Here is a 17597-nt window from a genome sequence, read left to right on the forward strand (position 1 = left end):
ATGAGAGGATGGACGACGTCATGACGCAGCCACCCCCCCGCACAGCCCCAGGTCCGGCCCACCCACGAAGGACCGGGCGAGCGCCCCACCCTGACCTTCACCGCCCGCCGCCGCGGCAAGCCGCCGCGCCACCTCGCCGACCTGACGACGGCGGAGCGGGCGGCCGCGGCCGTCGAGCTGGGACTGCCCGCCTTCCGGGCCGACCAGGTGTCCCGCCACTACTTCGACCACCTCACCCGCGACCCGCAGGAGATGACGGACCTGCCCGCGGCCGCGCGGGACCAGATCGCCGGCACCCTGCTGCCCGAGCTCGTCACCAAGGTCCGCGACCTCCAGGCGGACAGGGGGGCGACGGTGAAGTCCCTGTGGCGCCTGTTCGACGGCGCGATGGTCGAGTCGGTGCTCATGCGCTACGCCGACCGCACCACGCTGTGCGTCTCCTCCCAGGCCGGCTGCGGCATGGCCTGCCCGTTCTGCGCCACAGGGCAGCAGGGCCTGACCCGCAACCTCTCGACCGCCGAGATCGTCGAGCAGGTGAGGCTGGCGGCCAAGGCCTCCCGGGACGGCGACCTCGCGGGCGGCCCCACCCACCTGCGCAACGTCGTGTTCATGGGCATGGGCGAGCCGATGGCCAACTACAAGGCCGTGATCGGCGCCGTGCGGCGGATGGTCGAGCCCGCGCCCGCAGGTCTGGGCCTGTCCGCCCGGCACGTCACGGTGTCCACCGTCGGCCTGGTCCCGGCTATCGACAAGCTCGCCAAGGAGGGCATCCCGGTGACCCTCGCGGTCTCGCTGCACGCCCCCGACGACGGACTCCGCGACGAGCTCATCCCCATCAACTCGCGGTGGAAGGTCGGCGAGCTCCTGGACGCGGCACGCCGCTACTTCGAGGCCACGGGCCGGCGGGTGAGCATCGAGTACGCGCTCATCAAGGACATGAACGACCACGCCTGGCGCGCCCAGCTCCTCGCCGATGAGCTCAACGCCCGCGGGCGCGGCTGGGTCCACGTCAACCCCATCCCCCTCAACCCGACGCCGGGCTCCGTGTGGACGGCGAGCGAGCGAGAGGTCGAGGCCGAGTTCGTCGACACGCTGCGACGTGCCGGGATCCCGACGACGGTGCGGGATACTCGCGGCAGCGACATCGACGGCGCGTGCGGCCAGCTCGCCGCGGAGGTGCTGGACCCGCCGCGCGCCGGGACCAAGGAGCAGGAGCAGGAATGACGACGATGTTCCCGCCGGCGGGGCGCTGGCGCACCGGGTACGACCGCGCCCAGGTGGAGGAGTTCTTCACCCGCGCCCGCGCCGCCTACGAGAGCGGCGAGAAGGGCACCCCGACCGACTCCCTCGACGAGAACGACGTCCGTACGGCCGCGTTCGACCTCGTGCGCGACGGCTACGCCACCGCCGCCGTCGACGCCGCGCTCGACCGGCTCGAGGCCGCGTTCGTGCAGCGTCGCCGCAGCCGGTTCGTCGCCGACCAGGGCGAGGCCGCGTGGATGGACCGCATCGCGGACCTGGCCACGACCCTCTACCCGCGTCTGCTGCGCCCGGCCGGGGAGCGGTTCCGGGCGCGGAGAGCGGGCGCGGCTACGACCGGGACGCCGTGGACGCCCTGCTCGAACGGCTGGTCGCCTACTTCGACGACGGCGGAGAGCTCACCTCGGGGGAGGTGCGCTCGACGACGTTCCCCAGCGCGCGCGCCTCCCGGGCGTACCACGAGGGCACCGTCGACGCCTACCTCGACCGCGCCGTCGAGGTGCTCGTCGCGGTCGAGTGAGCGTGTCCAGCCCCACCGACGTCGTCCTCCTCGGCTCCACCGGCTCGATCGGCACCCAGGCCCTCGAGGTGATCGGGGCCGCCGGGCCCGGTGCGTTCCGGGTGCGGGCGCTGTCCGCGGGCGGGGCGAACCTCGAGCTGCTCGCCGAGCAGGCGGTCGCCCACGACGTGGAGGCGGTCGCCGTCGCCACCGACGACGGTGCCGACCTCCGCCGCCTGCGGGACCTCCTCGCCGCGGGGGCGGCACGCGCCGGCAGCGGTGGACGCCTGCCCGAGGTGCTCGCCGGCCCCGACGCGGCCACCCAGGTGGCCGGCATGCTGGCAGGGCCGGGCGGCGAGCGGCCGGGCGCCGACGGCACGGGAGAGGCCCGCGGCGCCGTCGTCCTCAACGGCATCACCGGTTCCGTCGGGCTCGCGCCGACGCTCGCCGCGCTGCGGTCCGGCGCGACGCTGGCGCTGGCGAACAAGGAGTCCCTGGTGGTCGGCGGCGCGCTGGTGCGCGCCGCGCAGCGCCGCACCGGGCAGGTCGTGCCCGTGGACTCCGAGCACTCGGCCATCGCCCAGGCCCTGCGCGGCGGGCGCCACGAGAAGGGGATGACCAGCGAGGTCGTCACCGGCCGCAGCGAGGTCCGCCGACTCGTCCTGACCGCCTCGGGCGGGCCGTTCCGCGGCAGGGGCCGGGCCAGCCTCGCGGACGTCACCCCCGAGCAGGCGCTCGCCCACCCGACCTGGGCCATGGGGCCGGTGGTGACGGTCAACTCCTCGACGATGGTGAACAAGGGCCTCGAGCTCATCGAGGCGCACCTGCTCTTCGACGTGCCCGCCGAGGACGTCGTGGTGGTGGTGCACCCCCAGTCGGTCGTCCACTCGATGGTGGAGTTCCACGACGGCTCCACCCTCGCGCAGGCGAGCCCGCCGGACATGCGCCTGCCGATCGCGCTCGGCCTGACCTGGCCCGACAGGGCCGTCGACGTCGCCCGGCCGTGCCGCTGGGACACGCCGACGGCCTGGACGTTCGAGCCCCTGGACGAGGAGGTGTTCCCGGCGGTGTCGCTGGCCAGGTCCGCGGCCGCGGCCTCGCCGACGCACCCGGCCGTGCTCAACGCCGCCAACGAGCAGTGCGTGGCCGCCTTCCTCGACCACCGACTGCCGTACCTCGGCATCGTCGAGGTGGTCGGCGAGGTTCTCGAGGGGCACGGCGGCGTGAGCGAGCCGTCGCTCGAGGACGTGCTCGCCGCCGAGTCCTGGGCGCGCGCCCGCGCCGACGCCCTCGTGGCCGCCCGCGCCTGACGCGCTCCGGCCTGCGCGCCCCGGCCCGACGGGTGTGACGTTGGCGGGAACCACGTCCGTCCGTCCCGCGTTGTCACCTCCGCGGGGCATGATGGACGGGCGGGCGACCTCCCGGGGTGCCCGCGGGGACCGCCCCGCCGGCGTCAGGAGCACCGGACGACCGGGCGGACACGCACGACACAGCCCCGACCGGGGAGCGAGGAGGAGCGACCGTGGACTTCGTCGTCGGTGTCCTCATCGTGGTCGTGGGGCTGCTGCTGTCGATCGCGCTGCACGAGATCGGGCATCTCGTGCCGGCCAAGAAGTTCGGCGTGAAGACGCCCCAGTACATGGTCGGGTTCGGCCGGACGCTGTGGTCGCGGACCGTCAACGGCACGGAGTACGGCGTCAAGGCGCTGCCGCTGGGCGGCTACGTCCGCATGGTCGGCATGTACCCGCCGGCCCGGGCGGGCACGCCGCGCAGGCGGCGGAACGGCCGGGCCTCCATGGTCGAGGAGGCCCGCGCCGCGGCGCTCGAGGAGATCCGGCCCGGCGAGGAGCACCGCGCCTTCTACCGGCTCAGCGTGCCGAAGAAGCTCGTCGTGATGCTCGGCGGGCCCCTCATGAACTTCCTGATCTCCGCGGTGCTGCTCGGGGTGCTCGCGGTCGGGCTGGGCGTCGGCCAGTACACGACCACGGTCAGCAGCGTCCAGCAGTGCCTGCCGGCGGACCCCGACGCCACGGAGTGCGCGGCGGGCGACCCCGTCGCCCCGGGTGCGCAGGCGGGGCTGCAGCCGGGAGACGAGATCGTGGCCTGGGCGGGTACCCCGGTGAGGAGCTGGGAGGAGGTCACCGCCGCGATCGCCGCCGGCGGCACCGGCCCGGCCGACGTCGAGGTCGTGCGCGACGGCGAGGACACCACCGTCGCGGTGACACCGGTGCTGCGTGAGCGGCCCGTCCTCGCCGAGGACGGCAGCGTCGCGGTGGACGCGGAGGGCCAGGAGGTGACCGAGCAGCGGCCCTACGTGGGTATCGGCCCCACCTTCGAGCTGGTGCGCCAGCCGGTGACCGAGGTGCCCGGCATGGTGTGGAACGTCTTCACGGGCACGGTCGAGGTGGTCGTCACGCTCCCGCAGCGCCTCGTGGACGTCGCGGAGGCGGCGTTCGGCACGCAGGAGCGTGACCCGGGTGTGGTCGGGCTCATCGGCGTCGGCCGCTTCGCCGGGGAGATCGCCTCGCTCGACGGCCACGGGTACGGCGTCGCCGAGCGCAGCGCCGACATGATGTCGCTGCTGGTCTCCCTCAACATGGCGCTCTTCGTCTTCAACCTCATCCCGCTGCTCCCGCTCGACGGCGGACACATCGCCGGCGCGCTGTGGGAGGGTGCCCGACGGCGGATCGCGCGCTGGCGCGACGCCCCCGACCCCGGCCCCGTCGACACGGCCCGTCTGCTCCCGGCCACCTACGCCGTCGTCGCCCTGATGCTCGGGATGAGCGTGCTGCTGGCGTACGCCGACATCGTGCGCCCGGTCAGCCTGGCGGGCTGAGCCCGCGCGCCCGGCCCCACCGGTCGGCATGGCGGTCCTCACGCCGTGCGGGGCGGTGCCGGACGGGGCCGGATGCGATACTGGGGCGGTGAGCAGCCCCATCTCCCTCGGAATGCCGACCGTCAAGGAAGCGCCTCCTGTGCTCTCTCCGCGCCGGAAGACGCGGAAGATCCGGGTGGGCTCGGTCGAGGTCGGCGGTGACGCGCCCGTCTCGGTGCAGTCGATGACCACCACCAAGACGCACGACATCAACGCCACGCTCCAGCAGATCGCCGAGCTGACCGCGTCCGGCTGCGACATCGTGCGCGTGGCGTGCCCGACGGACAAGGACGCCGAGGCGCTGCCGATCATCGCCAAGAAGTCCCAGATCCCGGTCATCGCCGACATCCACTTCCAGCCCAAGTACGTCTTCGCGGCGATCGAGGCCGGCTGCGGCGCCGTGCGCGTCAACCCGGGCAACATCCGCAAGTTCGACGACCAGGTCAAGGAGATCTCGAGGGCGGCGAAGGACGCGGGCGTCTCCCTGCGCATCGGTGTCAACGCCGGCTCGCTCGACAGGCGGCTGCTGCAGAAGTACGGCAAGGCCACGCCCGAGGCGCTCGTGGAGTCCGCGGTCTGGGAGGCGTCGCTCTTCGAGGAGCACGACTTCCACGACTTCAAGATCTCCGTCAAGCACAACGACCCGGTCGTGATGGTGCGCGCCTACGAGCTTCTCGCGGAGCAGGGCGACTGGCCGCTGCACCTCGGCGTGACCGAGGCGGGGCCCGCGTTCCAGGGCACCATCAAGTCCGCCACCGCGTTCGGCGCGCTGCTCAGCCAGGGCATCGGCGACACCATCCGCGTCTCCCTCTCCGCGCCCCCGGTGGAGGAGGTCAAGGTCGGCACCCAGATCCTGGAGTCGCTGAACCTGCGGCCGCGCAGGCTCGAGATCGTCTCCTGCCCCTCCTGCGGGCGCGCCCAGGTCGACGTGTACGAGCTGGCCGACTCCGTCACCGCCGGGCTGGAGGGCATGACCGTCCCGCTCCGCGTCGCCGTCATGGGGTGCGTCGTCAACGGACCGGGCGAGGCCCGCGAGGCCGACCTCGGCGTCGCCTCGGGCAACGGCAAGGGGCAGATCTTCGTCAAGGGCGAGGTCATCAAGACGGTCCCCGAGGACCAGATCGTCGAGACCCTCATCGCCGAGGCGAACCGCATCGCCGCCGAGATGGGCGAGCCTGCCGACGGCGCAGCCGCCGCCGGCGCGCCCGTCGTCACCGTCAGCTGACCAGGGGGCGTACGCGTGCCGCGGTGGCGCCGGTCGACGGCGGCGGTCAGGTCGCTGGACGGGCGTGATCGCAGCGCGGCACTCGAGGTGTGCCGGCGCGACCCTGTCGCGTCCGTGCTCGCAGCCGTGCAGGCCGAGCGGCTGGGTGAGCCGGGACCGCCCGGGACCGAGATGCTCGGGATCTTCGACGGCGACCCGGACACTCCCGAGGCGCTGTGCTGGGCGGGCGCCAACCTCGTGCCCGTCCAGGTGGGAGAGCCGCTCCTGGACGACCTGGTCGAGCACCTGCGGCGGCGCGGACGCCGCTGCTCCTCGGTCGTCGGCCCGGCCGAGGAGGTGCTGCCGCTGTGGGACCGGCTCGCCCCCGTGTGGTCGCGCCCGCGGGAGGTGCGTCCCGACCAGCCCTCCCTGGTGATCGACCACGACGCTGCGGTCGCGGCTGACCCGCACGTCCGGCTCGCGACCACCGACGAGGTCGACCTGGTCGTGCCCGCGAGCGTCGCCATGTTCACCGAGGAGGTCGGCTACGACCCGACGGCGGTCGGCGGCGCGTACGCGGTCCGCGTCGCCGAGCTCGTGGCCACGGAGCGCACCTACGTGCGCGTCGAGGACGGTGAGCACGGTCCCGAGGTCGTCTTCAAGGCGGACGTCGGGGCGCTCGCCCTCGGCGTCGCTCAGATCCAGGGCGTCTGGGTCCACCCGGAGCGGCGTGGCCAGGGGCTGGCGAGCGCCGGCATGGCAGCCGTCGTGGAGGACGTCCGGGCACGGCTGGCGCCGACGGTCTCGCTCTACGTCAACAGCTACAACGCCCCCGCGCTCGCCACGTACGACCGGGTGGGCTTCCGCCGCGTCGGCACCTACGCCACCGTGCTGTTCTGACGGCTCTGCCCGACCGCGAGCCGCGGCCCGGCGACGACCGTGACGGCCGGTGACCCGCCCGCGGGGGCGGTCCGCTCGCTCGTCGCCTAGATGTTGACGCGGTCGGCGTCGGCCTGCAGCGAGGCGCCGCCGTCGATGCTCCGTGCCTCCAGCCAGGGCGAGGCGAGGACCGCTTCGATCATTCCGGTGGTACCGCCGACGAGGGTCGAGTCGAGGTCGATCTCCGTGCCGACGCACCAGGCGTGGTCGGCCGGCCAGATCAGGTTGGGGGACTGCGTCGGCCACACCTGGTCCGGACCGCCGTACCGAGCGAGCGCGGCCGCTGCGGAGAGCGGGCCGTGGAACAGGTGGTAGTCGCGGCCGGGCAGGTGCACCTGAGGGGCCGCTCTCTCCCTGGCGGTCAGCAGCGGCGGGGGCTCCACGCCGTCACCGCTGCCGTCCGGGGTCATCCGCACCCAGGCGCGACCACCGGTGAGCTGGCCCCAGCCGGACCACAGCGCGAAGTAGCAGTCCTCCGGTGTGGTGGTGTGGGGAGCCAGCGCGTCGCAGAGGGTCTGCAGCGGCGCGAGAGCAAGGTTGCCCTGCTCGGGCTGACCGTCCGGCCACCCGGGTGCGCTGCGGCCCCAGGGGTCGGTCGTGCCGATCAGCGAGTGCCACTGCACCGTCGGGTGCACGTGCCGGCCGGTGATCTCGGCCACCCGTGCCCACGTCGTCGGCTCTCGCCGTCCGTCGTGGAACTCCACAGGGTGGAGAAGGCGGGCGTACGCCTCGTACCCGGACGGCACCGTGCCGACGACGGTGCCCGGCCGCCCGGTCACGCGGATCGCCAGCCAGTCCGCGGGGGAGACGTCCTCGACGATCCTCACCGTGTCGGTCCACACGCGCTCATCCTCCCGGGAACGGATCCGGCGGCCACATCCACCGCCGAGATCGTGGGAGTGTCGACCTGCCGCTGTGACCTGACAGATTGCTTGGCCACTGGATGGGTTCGTGACCTCGGTGTTTGACACTGGTGGCCACTGATGGTGACAGCCAAGTTGGCCACTCGCCGGGTGCATGACACAGAACGTGGACATCAGTAGGAGTGGTTTGTCAGCACCGGTGGCCGAGCAGGGCATCAGGCGCGACCACAATATGTAGGGGGCGTCCTGGCGATCAACCGCAATATGTGGACGACACGCCGAGTGAGGTCCGCGGGTGGGTGAACCCCTGGGTGCACCATGGGAGCGCGCAAAAAACGACCCCGGCTGGCAGAGCGTCAACCGTACGGTCAACAGCCATCCGGGGTCAGATGTTCTGGGGAGAACGCTGACACCCTACTCCGAGTGGGCATTGCGAGCGGCACAAGGGTCGCGGCGCGTGTCTCATGCGGAGGGCTGGCGCGGAATGGAGGTACCCCTCATGGGGAAGACCCTCAAGCCGGGGACTCCGGCCCCTGGTTCCGGTCAGTACGAGATAGTGGGGCCGCGCGGTGGACGCACGGGCCAGGAGAGAACGGCCATTCAGGGTAGACCGCTCCCTCCGACCCCGCGGGCAGGCCAGAAGTTCGTCTACACCGACCCGAGCCGTAACGGCGCCGGCAAGGGCAGGTAGCGTCACTCGGAGCCAGGAGGAATGAGGCAGCCCCAGCCTCCAGGTGGGGCTGCCTCGCTCGCCCGACACCCGCCACGACAATCGGATTCGCAGTTCAAGCCGACGGCGACGAACCCTGGTCAATGCTGACGAAGCCGCCGGCTCGAACGAGCGCTGGCCACGTGCCCGACCGGTGACCGCTGGGCAGGTCCGTCCGTTGCATGCGGAGATCAGCGTTGCGCTCGGCGGCAGTGAGATCGGGTCGGCACCAGGCTTCGCCGCCGCCGAGCGGGGGATGTCAGTGGTGTCACCTACGGTCCTTCTCAGTGACAACCTGTTACCGCACCGGGCCGGGAGGCACCGTCATGAACATCTATGACCGCACAGCGTTCGGCACCACGGTCCGCACAGACTTCGACCGGCTCCGCCGCAGAAGCACGATCCTCGAGAACTCACTCACTGCCAGCGCAACCACCGCCCTGGAAGCCCGGGCACTTGGACATCCGGATTTCGAGGACCTCGACATCGGACAGCGTCGCACTGCTCCGATGGTCGCCGTCTTTCTCGACCTCACCGACTTCACCGGACGCACGTTCTGGGACGACGAGGACGAAGTAGTGGACCTTGCCCACGCGGTGCTTTCGGGGTTCGTCGAGGTGGTCACCCGTTTCGGTGGCCATCCGTTGGGACTCCGCGGAGATGGACTCTTCGCGGGATTCAGTCCGGGCGACTCCGCCATCACGGGTGTCTTTGCGCTTGCCGCCTGTGCGTTCGCGCTGGACGGCATCCAGCAGGAGGTGAACCCGTGGCTCAAGATGCGGGGTATCGAACCGGTGCAGGCACGAGCCGGCCTTGACTTTGGAGACATCACGTTCGTGCGCAGTGGGAGCCGTGATCGCAGTGAGATCAACCCGCTGGGCTTCGCAGCGAACTTTGCAGCGAAGTGCGAGAAGCGCGCCAAGTCTTGGGAGGTCGTGGTGGGTGAGGGGCTCTATGACCTCATGCCCTTCAAGGGTGACTTCTCCCGCCACGAGAAGTCACCTAAGAGATATCAGCGTGACTACAACGAACGGGCGTATCACTTCTACGACTTCCGGTGGCGGAACATCCTGCACTTGCTGCCCGACCTCGTTCGACAACTTGATGGCACACCCACCACGAAGATCTTGAGCCACTGAGGAGCCGATATGACCGCCATTGCTCTGCTGAGCCACTTCGGCATCAATGTCCCCCCGATACGTCACGATGAACGGACGTGTCGTGTTCGACAACGTCACGTCAACCCCCTACCGGCGGATACGCGCACGCTACCTTCGGTGACGTGACACCGGTTGCACCTCACACGTTCCATGGGGGGGGCAGACGAGCCCGATGACACACCGGGTGGAGATGCGGCGTGGTGGGATGTGGATGCGGATCAGGTGACTCGCCACATCGAGGCCATGGAACGTGCATTTCCCGGGTTCACCTACTTGCCGGCCGAGGACGACTTCGCTCCGTGCTGGATGGGCGACATCGTCACCGGACGTGGGACGTTCCCGATCGGCGTCTTCTTGCGTCGCGACCGTGGGCTCCCTTACGTGGCCGTTCGTGGGCAGCGCCGTTTGGGCGCGCCCGCCGGTCGTCGGTGGGAGCGCGCGCCTCACCTGTATGACAGCGGCAACTTGTGTGTCGCTGACCAAGGCGATTGGAATCCCGATGAGCACACCGCTGCCACAGTCACCGCTTGGGCGGCGCACTGGCTTGCTGCATACACGGAGTGGCGGATGAGCCGGCGGTGGCCGGTAGACGGGGTCCAGGCCGTTGGCGCGTAGGTTCGGACGTCGCGCAGAGGCAATTGTGGCAAGTGAAGTCACGCCGCCGTCCGGGCAGTCTGATGGGGCGTTCCAGTCGCTCGACCAGATGGCGAACTGGGTTCGATTCGCCGAGACCAAGGCGACGATACTGACGGCTGGCCTCGGGGTGGTGCTCACCATGCTCATGGCGAAGGTCGACCTGGTGGTGACCGTTCTCGCTCAGGGATGCCGGTCGGCGCTGATTGTAGGAGGACTTGCCCTCGTCGTACTTGTCACCTTCCTCTGGACCCTCTTCTGGCTCATGCGGGCGATCGGTCCTCAGAAGTCCGTCAACTACTCGCGACTCAACCGCTTCGCGTGGCCTTCACTCCTCCAAGCGAGCACCGCGCAGGTCGTCGAGCACGTGGGACGGGTGAAAGTCAGTGATGACGCCTGGCAGCAGGTGGTGGATCTGGCTCGACTGGCCGACCGCAAATTCACGGCTTGTGGTCGAGCGGCCTGGGGCTTCGCGGTGCTCATAGTGGCCGGTCTGGGCTGCGTCTTAACTGCCCTGGCCGTCAGCGCCTGACTGACGGCCCGCCTGCTCGTCGTCCTACCGCCCGGCGGCCGTGGCCTGCGCCAAATGTTGAGGCAGTCGGTACGGCCGACCGAGAGCACCGGCGTTCTGCATGCTGAACTTCAGGTGGCGGTACCCGGTATAAGAGTCTGTCCGACTCTTATCTCACTCCGGTGCTGGCGAGAACGTGCCGGGCGAGCGCGGCCGCTGCGATGGCGAGCGGGATGCGTTCCTGCTCGACGCGGCGCACCTGGTCCCAGCCGGGGTCGGTGAGCCGGTCGTACACGTCCTGCTCGTGGGCGGTGAGCGTGTCGAGCATCTTCGCGGCCGGTACGGGCAGCGGGTTGCCCTTGGCGTCGGTGGTGGCGCCGAACCGTTCGTAGGTCTCGTACGTGGTCAGGTCCATCAAGATGGTGCGCACGGGTACCCCGGACTGCCGGTACTGGTTGACGATCTCGAACCCGGCCGCGTCGATGTCGCCCCAGTAGAGCACGTGCGGGGCGTCGCGGAGCCAGTCGATGGCGGCGACCGCGGCCGCGCTCGCGAACCCGCCGCCCTGCACGGCGACCGTGCCGGGGAGGGGCGGGAAGTGCACGGCGGTGTCTTTGTTCTCCGAGATCAGCACGATCTCCGGGTGGTATGCCGGGGTCATGGTGTCCCCGACGGTGACCGAGTCGTGCCGGCGTCCGCCGGCGGCGCGGTGGTCGGGGTCGAGGTACGTGAAGTCGACCTTGAGAAGTCGGTCGGCGAGCAGGCCGAGGTCGCTCTGGCCGGTCAGGGCGAGAATTTGCGGGCGGTGGGTGTTGAGCCACTTTGCGTGCAGGCCCTCGATGGGCACCTGTCGCGGGGTCAGGCCGCTGGCGGTGTGTTCGCGGAACCACTTGGCGGCTGTGCGCAGCAGGGTGAAGTCTGTGTCGGTGTAGTCCACGACGGCGCGCACGACGCGGGGCAGGTCGGCCGCGTCCGGGAACTCCGTGCGGAGCGTGGCCAGGCGGGCGCGGCCGCGGGTCAGACGGGCGGACCAGCCGTCCCCGGCGATCCGGGCGGCGGTGTCGACGTCGGGGATCGTGACGTGGGTCGGGAACGGCTGGACGGTGCCGTGGACGCGCCGGTCCGTCAGGCGAGCGGGCACTCCCCACCGTATGGCTTGTTCGATCCACGCGACGGCGGCGCGGCGGTGGGCGGGGAAGTCGGCCTGGAGGTCCGCCTTCGATGGCCCACCGAGTGCGACCGTGTGCGGCCATGCCCCGGACGGTTCGGTCAGGTCGTGGTGCCACGACTGGGTCAGGCGCACGGTGATCGCGTGATGGACTTGTGCGAGGGTCTTCATGCCGGGACCTCGGTACGCAACGGCGAGATGTAGGACACGCCGGTGTGGGTGTTCTTGGTGACCGAGACGAGCAGGTCCATGTGCGGCTCCAGGGCGGTGACCTTGTCCTCGGGGGCGCCGACGATCAGTTGGAAGCCCAAGCCTTTCCATGCGCTTACGGCGCGGCTGGCGAACTGGCCGTCGGACTTCACGAACCCCTCGTCGAGGAAGACGGGGGCGAACCGGGGTCGCGTGCGGGTCTCGTCCCCGAGTTGGTATTGCAGGGCGGCGCCGACAATGAATGCGACGAGTTCCTGGCTCTCCCCGCCGGACTTCCCGCCCAGGGAGGCGTACGTGGCGACCTGGACCCCGCTCTGGGTCTGCCGGATCGCGGTGATCTCGACGTGCCGCCGCACGTCCAGCAACGCGTCCCGCTGCGTGGTGGGACGGCCGGGCGTGGCGCGCAGCACCTCCATGAAGGCGCGCAACTGGCGGAAGCGGGTCTCGGTCTCCTCGTCCGTCGCGTCCACAGTGGACCCGGAGGACAGGCGGCGCAGGGTGCGGCGGAACTGGACGACGTCGTCACGGACGAGGCGTCGCGAATCGATCTGGAGCCGGTCGTTGTCGGGCCCGAACGACAGGGTCCGCAGAATCGTGTTGATCGGGTCGAGTCGGTCGTCGATCTCGGCGTGCGCCGTCTCAAACGCGCCGTTGAGAGCGACGAGATCTTCCCCGGACCACGCGGCCAGCCGCCGCTTCCACTCCTGGCGGCGGTGGTGCAGGCCGGTGGTGACGATGTCGGTGAGGATCTCGAGGAACTGCGGGTACGACGCCAGCGACGTCCCGAGATTCGGGTCCGGCCAGTTGTTCAGGTAGGTACGGAAGGTGTCGGTCAGCGCCGCCTCGGCGCGGGTAGCCGCGGTCTGGTCGGCGTCGAACGATGCACGCAGGTGCTTACGGAGCCGGTCCACCGCCGCGTCGAACCGGTCCACGTCGGTCTCGCCTTCGAGCGTGTGGAACTGCTCGGTGAGGAATCCGGCGTGCTCGGCGGGCAGCAGCACGGGTCGGGCATGCTCGAACCGCTCCAGTTCGTCCCCCACCGTGTCCTGCCGCCGGCACAGCGTCTCGTAGGCCTGTTCGAGCGCGTCGAGTACCCCCTTGGCGCGGTGGCGTTCCCCGGCCGCGTCGTCCAGGGCCTTCGTCAACCGGGTCTCCTGCGCCTCTAGCGCGGCGAGCACGTCGCTGTCGGCAAGGATCCGGTCGCGTTCCGCCTGCCGGGCGGCGAGGGCGGTCTCCGCGCCGGCGACGTCGATCGTCGCCCATCGGGTGTCGAGGACGAACTGGTGCGCCTTTCCGGCAGCCTGCACGGCACGCAGCCGCTGCCGCACCGCTGTCGCCTCACGTCCGAGGTTGCCCAGCCGTGAGTTCAGGGCCGCCAGGTCGGCGGCGATCTCGGCAAGGCGGGCCTCGTTGGAGAACCCGATGATCGGTTTCTGTCCGGCGTCCCACCCGTGCGCGCCGGACCGGCCCTTGCGGGTCTGTCCGGCCGGGGTCACGCGCAGGCCGCCGCCGCTCAGGTCCGCCGCGGTCGCCACGCACAACGCGTCGTCGCCGTCGCGGCGCAGCCGGGCCTGGACCCAGCCGGTGAACGGAGAGTCGGCGTGGACGAGTTTGCCGGAGATACGAGCCGGGTCGCCCGGGATCGCCGGGAGGTGCAGCGGCACGCCCTCGAACCGGATGCGGGTGCGCATCGGGACCTTATCGATAGCCCGGGAGAACGCCTCGAGGCGGTCGGCGTCGACCAGCATGACTCGGGCGACCGAGGACAGGGTCACCTCGGCGGCCCGGCGCCACTCCTCCTGCCCCGGGGCCAGGTCGATGAGTTCGGCGACGAACGGCAGGTCCTCGACCGTGAGGCCGGCGGCCGCGGCGAGGGTCGTGCGGGCCTCGTGCAGGCGCTGCGGGACCAGGCCGGTGCGGTCGGTGAGGAAGTCTCGTTCCTCGCGGAGGATCCGGTGCTCCTCCTCCAACGGCCAGGCCCCCTTGTTCAGCGCCTCAAGCCGGTTCTCCAACTCCTGCTCGGCCGACGCCTGTCCGTCGAGGAAGCGGCGGGCCGCGTCCTGCGCCGCGGCGAGGTCAGCCGCCGTGGTCACCGTCAGATCCAGCGCCGCGGTCCGCTCGTCGAACCGCTCCCGGTTCGCGACGGCCGTGTCGCGCTCCTCGGTCAGTTTCTCGATCTGGCGGCCCAGGCTCTCCAGGGCGTCGCCGCCGTTGTCGCGCCGTTGCTGCTGGACCTCCCCGATCTGGTCGGCCAGGTCGCGCTCGCGGGCGCGGGCGTCCTCGAAGACGCCTTGCTGGTTGCGGTACGCGGCCCGGTTGTCGTCGGCGGCACCGTCGAGCAGGCCCTTCTCGGTGTGCAGGCGCCACAGCCGGAACGGGGTGTCGCCGGGGCGCAGGACGCCGAGGGTGTCGAGCCGGTCGGCGCGGTTCCGGGCCTCGACCAGGTTCCTGTGGTGGTCCGGGATGTGAGCGAGGACCTGTTCCTTGTGCGCCTCCGTCTCCATCGCCTCATAGGCCCGCTCCAGGTTGGTGAAATGGGCGATCGCTTCGTCGGCGGCCTTGAAGGTCCCCGGCGTCTCGAGGACCATCGCTTTGTACAGGCCGTCGACGGTCTTGATCTGGTGGCCGGCCTGGATGCGGGCGAGGAGGCGCAGCGCCTTGGTCCCGTCCCCGTCGCTCCCGCCGATCCCCAGCCGAGCGGAGAGGTAGTCGGCGAACTGGTTGTAGGTATCGAACAGGCGAAGGTCCGGGAACGCGATGCGCAGGGCGCGGGTCTCGAACTTGTCGGCGGCGACTGGTCCGAGCGCGCGAAGGTCGAGCCGGCCCTCGCGCGCGGCCATCCGCATCGTCAGGTCCTTCACTCCCTGCGCGCCGGCGGGCACGAAGTACGCGCGTAGCGCGGTCAGCCGTCGGCCGTTGTCGTCGATGAACGTCATCGCGACCGCACCCCAGGTGGGTTCGCCGTCTCCGCGCAGGACTGCATCGCGCATCTCGCCGTCCTCGGCGTTGGAATCGGTCTTCCCGCGCAGGTACGTCACGAGGGACCGTTGCTCCGCCCCGCGGGCGCGACCGGTCGTTGCATCGTTAGACGCGCCATTGAACGGGGTGTCCGCCGGCATCATGAGCGCCGTGTAGGCGTCGAGCAGGGTGCTCTTCCCGGACCCGGACGCGCCCGAGATCAGAGTGGAGTCCGGGGAGAACGTGATCTCCCGGTGGCCGTGGAACCCGCCCCAGTTGGCGACCTGGAGCGTCTCGGCCTTCCACTGGGTCGTGCCCTCGGTCGCGCCGGGCAGGTGAAAGATCGGCTGGGCGCTCATGCGAAGACCTCCAGGTCGTCGACGCTCTCGGGGCTCGCCGCGGTGGCGGCGCTGATCGGGGAGGGGCCGGTCATTGCGTGCAGCGGGGCAGCGTTGCGGGCGGTGAGCCAGGCCAGCAGGTCGCGCAGCCGTTCGACGGGCAAGAGCACCTCGATGACAGGGGAGATGCGGAACCGGTCGGGGTCTGACGTGCGTAGCAGGACGCGGGCCTTCACGAGCAGGTCCACCGCTTTGGACACGCGCTTGGCGTCACCGGAGTGGTCGGTCGCCGTCTCGGGTCGGAACGTGGCCGCGGTGGCGAGCAGGTCCTCCCGGTCGACCAGGACCGCGGTCTGCCCGTGCGATCGGTCGTTGCGGAACTTCTGCCGCAGGATGACCAGCAGGATGGTCTCCTCGCGGGTGTGGGCCATGTCGTGCAGCAGGGTCGGGAAGCGGCCGCCGCCCTCGGGAACGGCCTGCCGCTTGTACGCGATCCCGTATCGCTCGTCCACCACCAGGTGGAGGAACTGGTCGTTCAGGCGGGACCGGATGAGGTGCTCGGTGGCCATCAGGGTGGCCCACTCCTCCGGGTCCTCGGCGGCGGAGATGTACCGCTTCTTGAGGATCGCGTGCAGGGCCCTCCGCTGGGTGGGCGCCAGGGTGCCCACGTCGCCCTCGAACATGGCCGGGTTCGTCTCGTCCAGGTCCGGGTCGTCGGCCGGGTCGATGAAGCCGTCGTCGACGCTCTTACTCATCTGAGACTCCCTCGTCGTTCAGTGTCGCCAGCGCGGCGAGCCGGCCGGTGTCCAGGTCGACCCTCGGCGCCTGGAACGTGCGGGTGGTCCCGTCCGGGCGGATGGTGTCGAAGACCTCCGCGCCGGCGGCGTCATCCAGTGCGCCGATCTGGGTGACCATGTGCAGCAGGCCAATAACCTCGATCGGGCGCCGCAGTTCGGCGTCGAGGGTGTTGAACGCCTCGCCGACGCTTGTGCCGCCTAGTCCGGCCGCCGCGAGAAGCGCCTCTCTCGTCTCCGCGAGGAGTGGGCCGCCGCGCTGGCGGATCTCGGCGAGGCTCGGCGCGGCGGGCGCCTCGTCCGCGACGTCCGCGAGCGGGGCAGGGATGACGTCCTCACGGGTGTCGTAGAACCGTTCGCGAAGGTGATCCAGGCTCAACCGCCCTGGCAGCATCGAGATCGGCACGGTCGCGCGCGGGCCCGCCGTGCGCATCCACGTGACCAGTTCCTTGCTGATATGGCGCAGCAGCGCATCCAGTTCGCGGTCCTGCACCGCGTCGTGGGACTCGATGTGCTCACGCAGCGTGCTCGACAGCCGCGACCGCTGGGACAGCACGTCGTTGAGGCCCTTACGGATGATGGCCACCGTGCCGAGAAACTCGCGCCGCTCGGTCCCGTTGAGCGCCTCCGAGAACGGATGGGTCATGATCGTGCCGAGGTCCCGGCGCAGGTCCGTCAGGAGAGCGTCGTCGCGGAGCAGGTCGACGGCCCCCTGGAACGCACGGCCGGCGGCGGTCGCGGACATCAGATGGTCGGACTTGGCAAGGTACTCGTCCAGGACTTCACCGATGGGGCGTTCCTCCTCGCGGAAGTCCGCGATGATCTCCTTGTGCATGCTGGCGACGGATTCCTCGACGCGTTTGAAGTCGGAAGGTAGGCGCCCGATCAGGTCCGCGAGGTTCAGGTAGCCCTCGAGCATGCGGTCATCGTTCGCGGGCCTGAGTTCACCACCGTTGGCGATCCGGTCCCGCTCGACGGTGAGCCGCTCGATGTCAGCGTCCAGCCGCCGCAGCCGTTCCTCCCGATCCGGGTTCGCTTCGGTTGCCCATGAGCGTGCCTCGTCCAGGATCATCGATAACCGCGACTCGCTGATCATCGACGCGCGCTCCTGCGCGAGGGAGTCGATGAGTTTCAGCGCCTCCAGGGCGTGGGAAGTCAGGGAGTACTGCTCCTCGTCGTCGTCGCCGAGGGTCCGATCCAGCCAGCCCTCCTTCATCCATTCCAGGCACGCCACCCTGCCCGCCGGGTACTTCACCTCGCGCCCCTCCGCGCGGACCTCGCCGATGTACGCCTCGACCTGCGTATGCAACCGGTCGGCCGGCACAGCCCGCCGGTCTCGGCCGAAGGAGCAGCGGAAGACCGCGAGCGCGAACGGCGCCCACTTACGGTCGAGCAGGCGCAGCGTAGGCCGGTCGAACGCCTCCCGGACGCGCGCGAGTTCTCCGGCGATCTCGCTCACGGCACCCCCTGTTTCTG

At 70.7% G+C, this 17597-nt stretch carries 13 protein-coding genes and 1 pseudogene; 8 read left to right on the forward strand and 6 right to left on the reverse strand.

What is annotated here, in order from left to right; genetic code table 11:
• Nucleotides 1-18: 18 nt before the first annotated feature.
• Complete coding sequence (locus DA06_RS08600; RefSeq protein WP_418607421.1) at nucleotides 19-219, reverse strand: hypothetical protein; 201 nt, start codon at nucleotides 217-219, stop codon at nucleotides 19-21.
• On the opposite strand from DA06_RS08600, the gene rlmN reads away from it, so the two are divergent.
• The 6 genes and pseudogenes from rlmN to DA06_RS08630 all read left to right on the forward strand — a co-directional run bounded on the left by rlmN (nucleotide 142) and on the right by DA06_RS08630 (nucleotide 6738).
• Nucleotides 142-1224: a 23S rRNA (adenine(2503)-C(2))-methyltransferase RlmN gene (gene rlmN / locus DA06_RS08605; RefSeq protein ID WP_418607940.1), complete on the forward strand. Its 1083-nt coding sequence runs from the start codon at nucleotides 142-144 to the stop codon at nucleotides 1222-1224. The genes DA06_RS08600 and rlmN overlap by 78 nt on opposite strands.
• Nucleotides 1221-1780, forward strand: a pseudogene (locus DA06_RS08610) (DivIVA domain-containing protein). Before rlmN ends, DA06_RS08610 begins: the two are co-directional and overlap by 4 nt.
• Nucleotides 1777-3069: a 1-deoxy-D-xylulose-5-phosphate reductoisomerase gene (gene dxr / locus DA06_RS08615; protein ID WP_043499126.1), complete on the forward strand. Its 1293-nt coding sequence runs from the start codon at nucleotides 1777-1779 to the stop codon at nucleotides 3067-3069. The pseudogene DA06_RS08610 and the gene dxr overlap by 4 nt, the downstream one beginning before the upstream one ends.
• A 212-nt stretch (nucleotides 3070-3281) precedes the next feature.
• On the forward strand, nucleotides 3282-4595 hold the full coding sequence (locus DA06_RS08620; RefSeq protein ID WP_043499128.1) for a M50 family metallopeptidase: 1314 nt from the start codon (nucleotides 3282-3284) through the stop codon (nucleotides 4593-4595).
• 112 nt (nucleotides 4596-4707) lie between these two features.
• Complete coding sequence (ispG, locus tag DA06_RS08625) at nucleotides 4708-5859, forward strand: flavodoxin-dependent (E)-4-hydroxy-3-methylbut-2-enyl-diphosphate synthase (protein ID WP_043499130.1); 1152 nt, start codon at nucleotides 4708-4710, stop codon at nucleotides 5857-5859.
• Nucleotides 5860-5973: 114 nt separating this feature from the next.
• A complete protein-coding gene (locus DA06_RS08630; RefSeq protein WP_418607424.1) occupies nucleotides 5974-6738 on the forward strand; it encodes a GNAT family N-acetyltransferase in 765 nt (254 codons plus the stop codon).
• 86 nt (nucleotides 6739-6824) lie between these two features.
• Here the strand turns inward: DA06_RS08630 and DA06_RS08635 are convergent, their stop codons facing one another.
• Entirely contained in the window at nucleotides 6825-7619 is a 795-nt protein-coding gene (locus DA06_RS08635; protein ID WP_052436538.1) for a hypothetical protein, read from the reverse strand.
• A 1056-nt stretch (nucleotides 7620-8675) separates the two neighbouring features.
• On the opposite strand from DA06_RS08635, the gene DA06_RS08640 reads away from it, so the two are divergent.
• Complete coding sequence (locus DA06_RS08640) at nucleotides 8676-9488, forward strand: adenylate/guanylate cyclase domain-containing protein (RefSeq protein ID WP_043499134.1); 813 nt, start codon at nucleotides 8676-8678, stop codon at nucleotides 9486-9488.
• A gap of 661 nt (nucleotides 9489-10149) precedes the next feature.
• On the forward strand, nucleotides 10150-10674 hold the full coding sequence (locus DA06_RS08645) for a hypothetical protein (protein ID WP_043499136.1): 525 nt from the start codon (nucleotides 10150-10152) through the stop codon (nucleotides 10672-10674).
• Nucleotides 10675-10822: 148 nt separating this feature from the next.
• Here the strand turns inward: DA06_RS08645 and DA06_RS08650 are convergent, their stop codons facing one another.
• Genes DA06_RS08650 through DA06_RS08665 form a run of 4 tightly spaced genes read right to left on the reverse strand, consistent with a single transcriptional unit; the run spans nucleotide 10823 to nucleotide 17580 of the window.
• Entirely contained in the window at nucleotides 10823-11992 is a 1170-nt protein-coding gene (locus DA06_RS08650) for a Wadjet anti-phage system protein JetD domain-containing protein (RefSeq protein ID WP_052436539.1), read from the reverse strand.
• On the reverse strand, nucleotides 11989-15348 hold the full coding sequence (locus DA06_RS08655) for an SbcC/MukB-like Walker B domain-containing protein (RefSeq protein ID WP_043499138.1): 3360 nt from the start codon (nucleotides 15346-15348) through the stop codon (nucleotides 11989-11991). Before DA06_RS08655 ends, DA06_RS08650 begins: the two co-directional genes overlap by 4 nt.
• A complete protein-coding gene (locus DA06_RS08660; RefSeq protein ID WP_052436540.1) occupies nucleotides 15345-16082 on the reverse strand; it encodes a DUF4194 domain-containing protein in 738 nt (245 codons plus the stop codon). Before DA06_RS08660 ends, DA06_RS08655 begins: the two co-directional genes overlap by 4 nt.
• Nucleotides 16075-17580, reverse strand: a complete 1506-nt coding sequence (locus tag DA06_RS08665; protein WP_052436541.1) for a DUF3375 domain-containing protein — start codon at nucleotides 17578-17580, stop codon at nucleotides 16075-16077. Before DA06_RS08665 ends, DA06_RS08660 begins: the two co-directional genes overlap by 8 nt.
• Nucleotides 17581-17597 lie beyond the last annotated feature (17 nt).

This window comes from Georgenia sp. SUBG003 (genome assembly GCF_000715355.2).
In the GTDB taxonomy this organism is placed as follows: domain Bacteria; phylum Actinomycetota; class Actinomycetes; order Actinomycetales; family Actinomycetaceae; genus Georgenia.

What these genes read in the sequence shown, in the direction of transcription:
- DA06_RS08640 (WP_043499134.1), top strand. Translation starts at nt 8,676, where the DNA reads ATGAACATCTATGACCGCACAGCGTTCGGCACCACGGTCCGCACAGAC.
- DA06_RS08660 (WP_052436540.1), bottom strand. Translation starts at nt 16,082, where the DNA reads ATGAGTAAGAGCGTCGACGACGGCTTCATCGACCCGGCCGACGACCCG.
- DA06_RS08655 (WP_043499138.1), bottom strand. Translation starts at nt 15,348, where the DNA reads ATGAGCGCCCAGCCGATCTTTCACCTGCCCGGCGCGACCGAGGGCACG.
- ispG (WP_043499130.1), top strand. Translation starts at nt 4,708, where the DNA reads ATGCCGACCGTCAAGGAAGCGCCTCCTGTGCTCTCTCCGCGCCGGAAG.
- DA06_RS08650 (WP_052436539.1), bottom strand. Translation starts at nt 11,992, where the DNA reads ATGAAGACCCTCGCACAAGTCCATCACGCGATCACCGTGCGCCTGACC.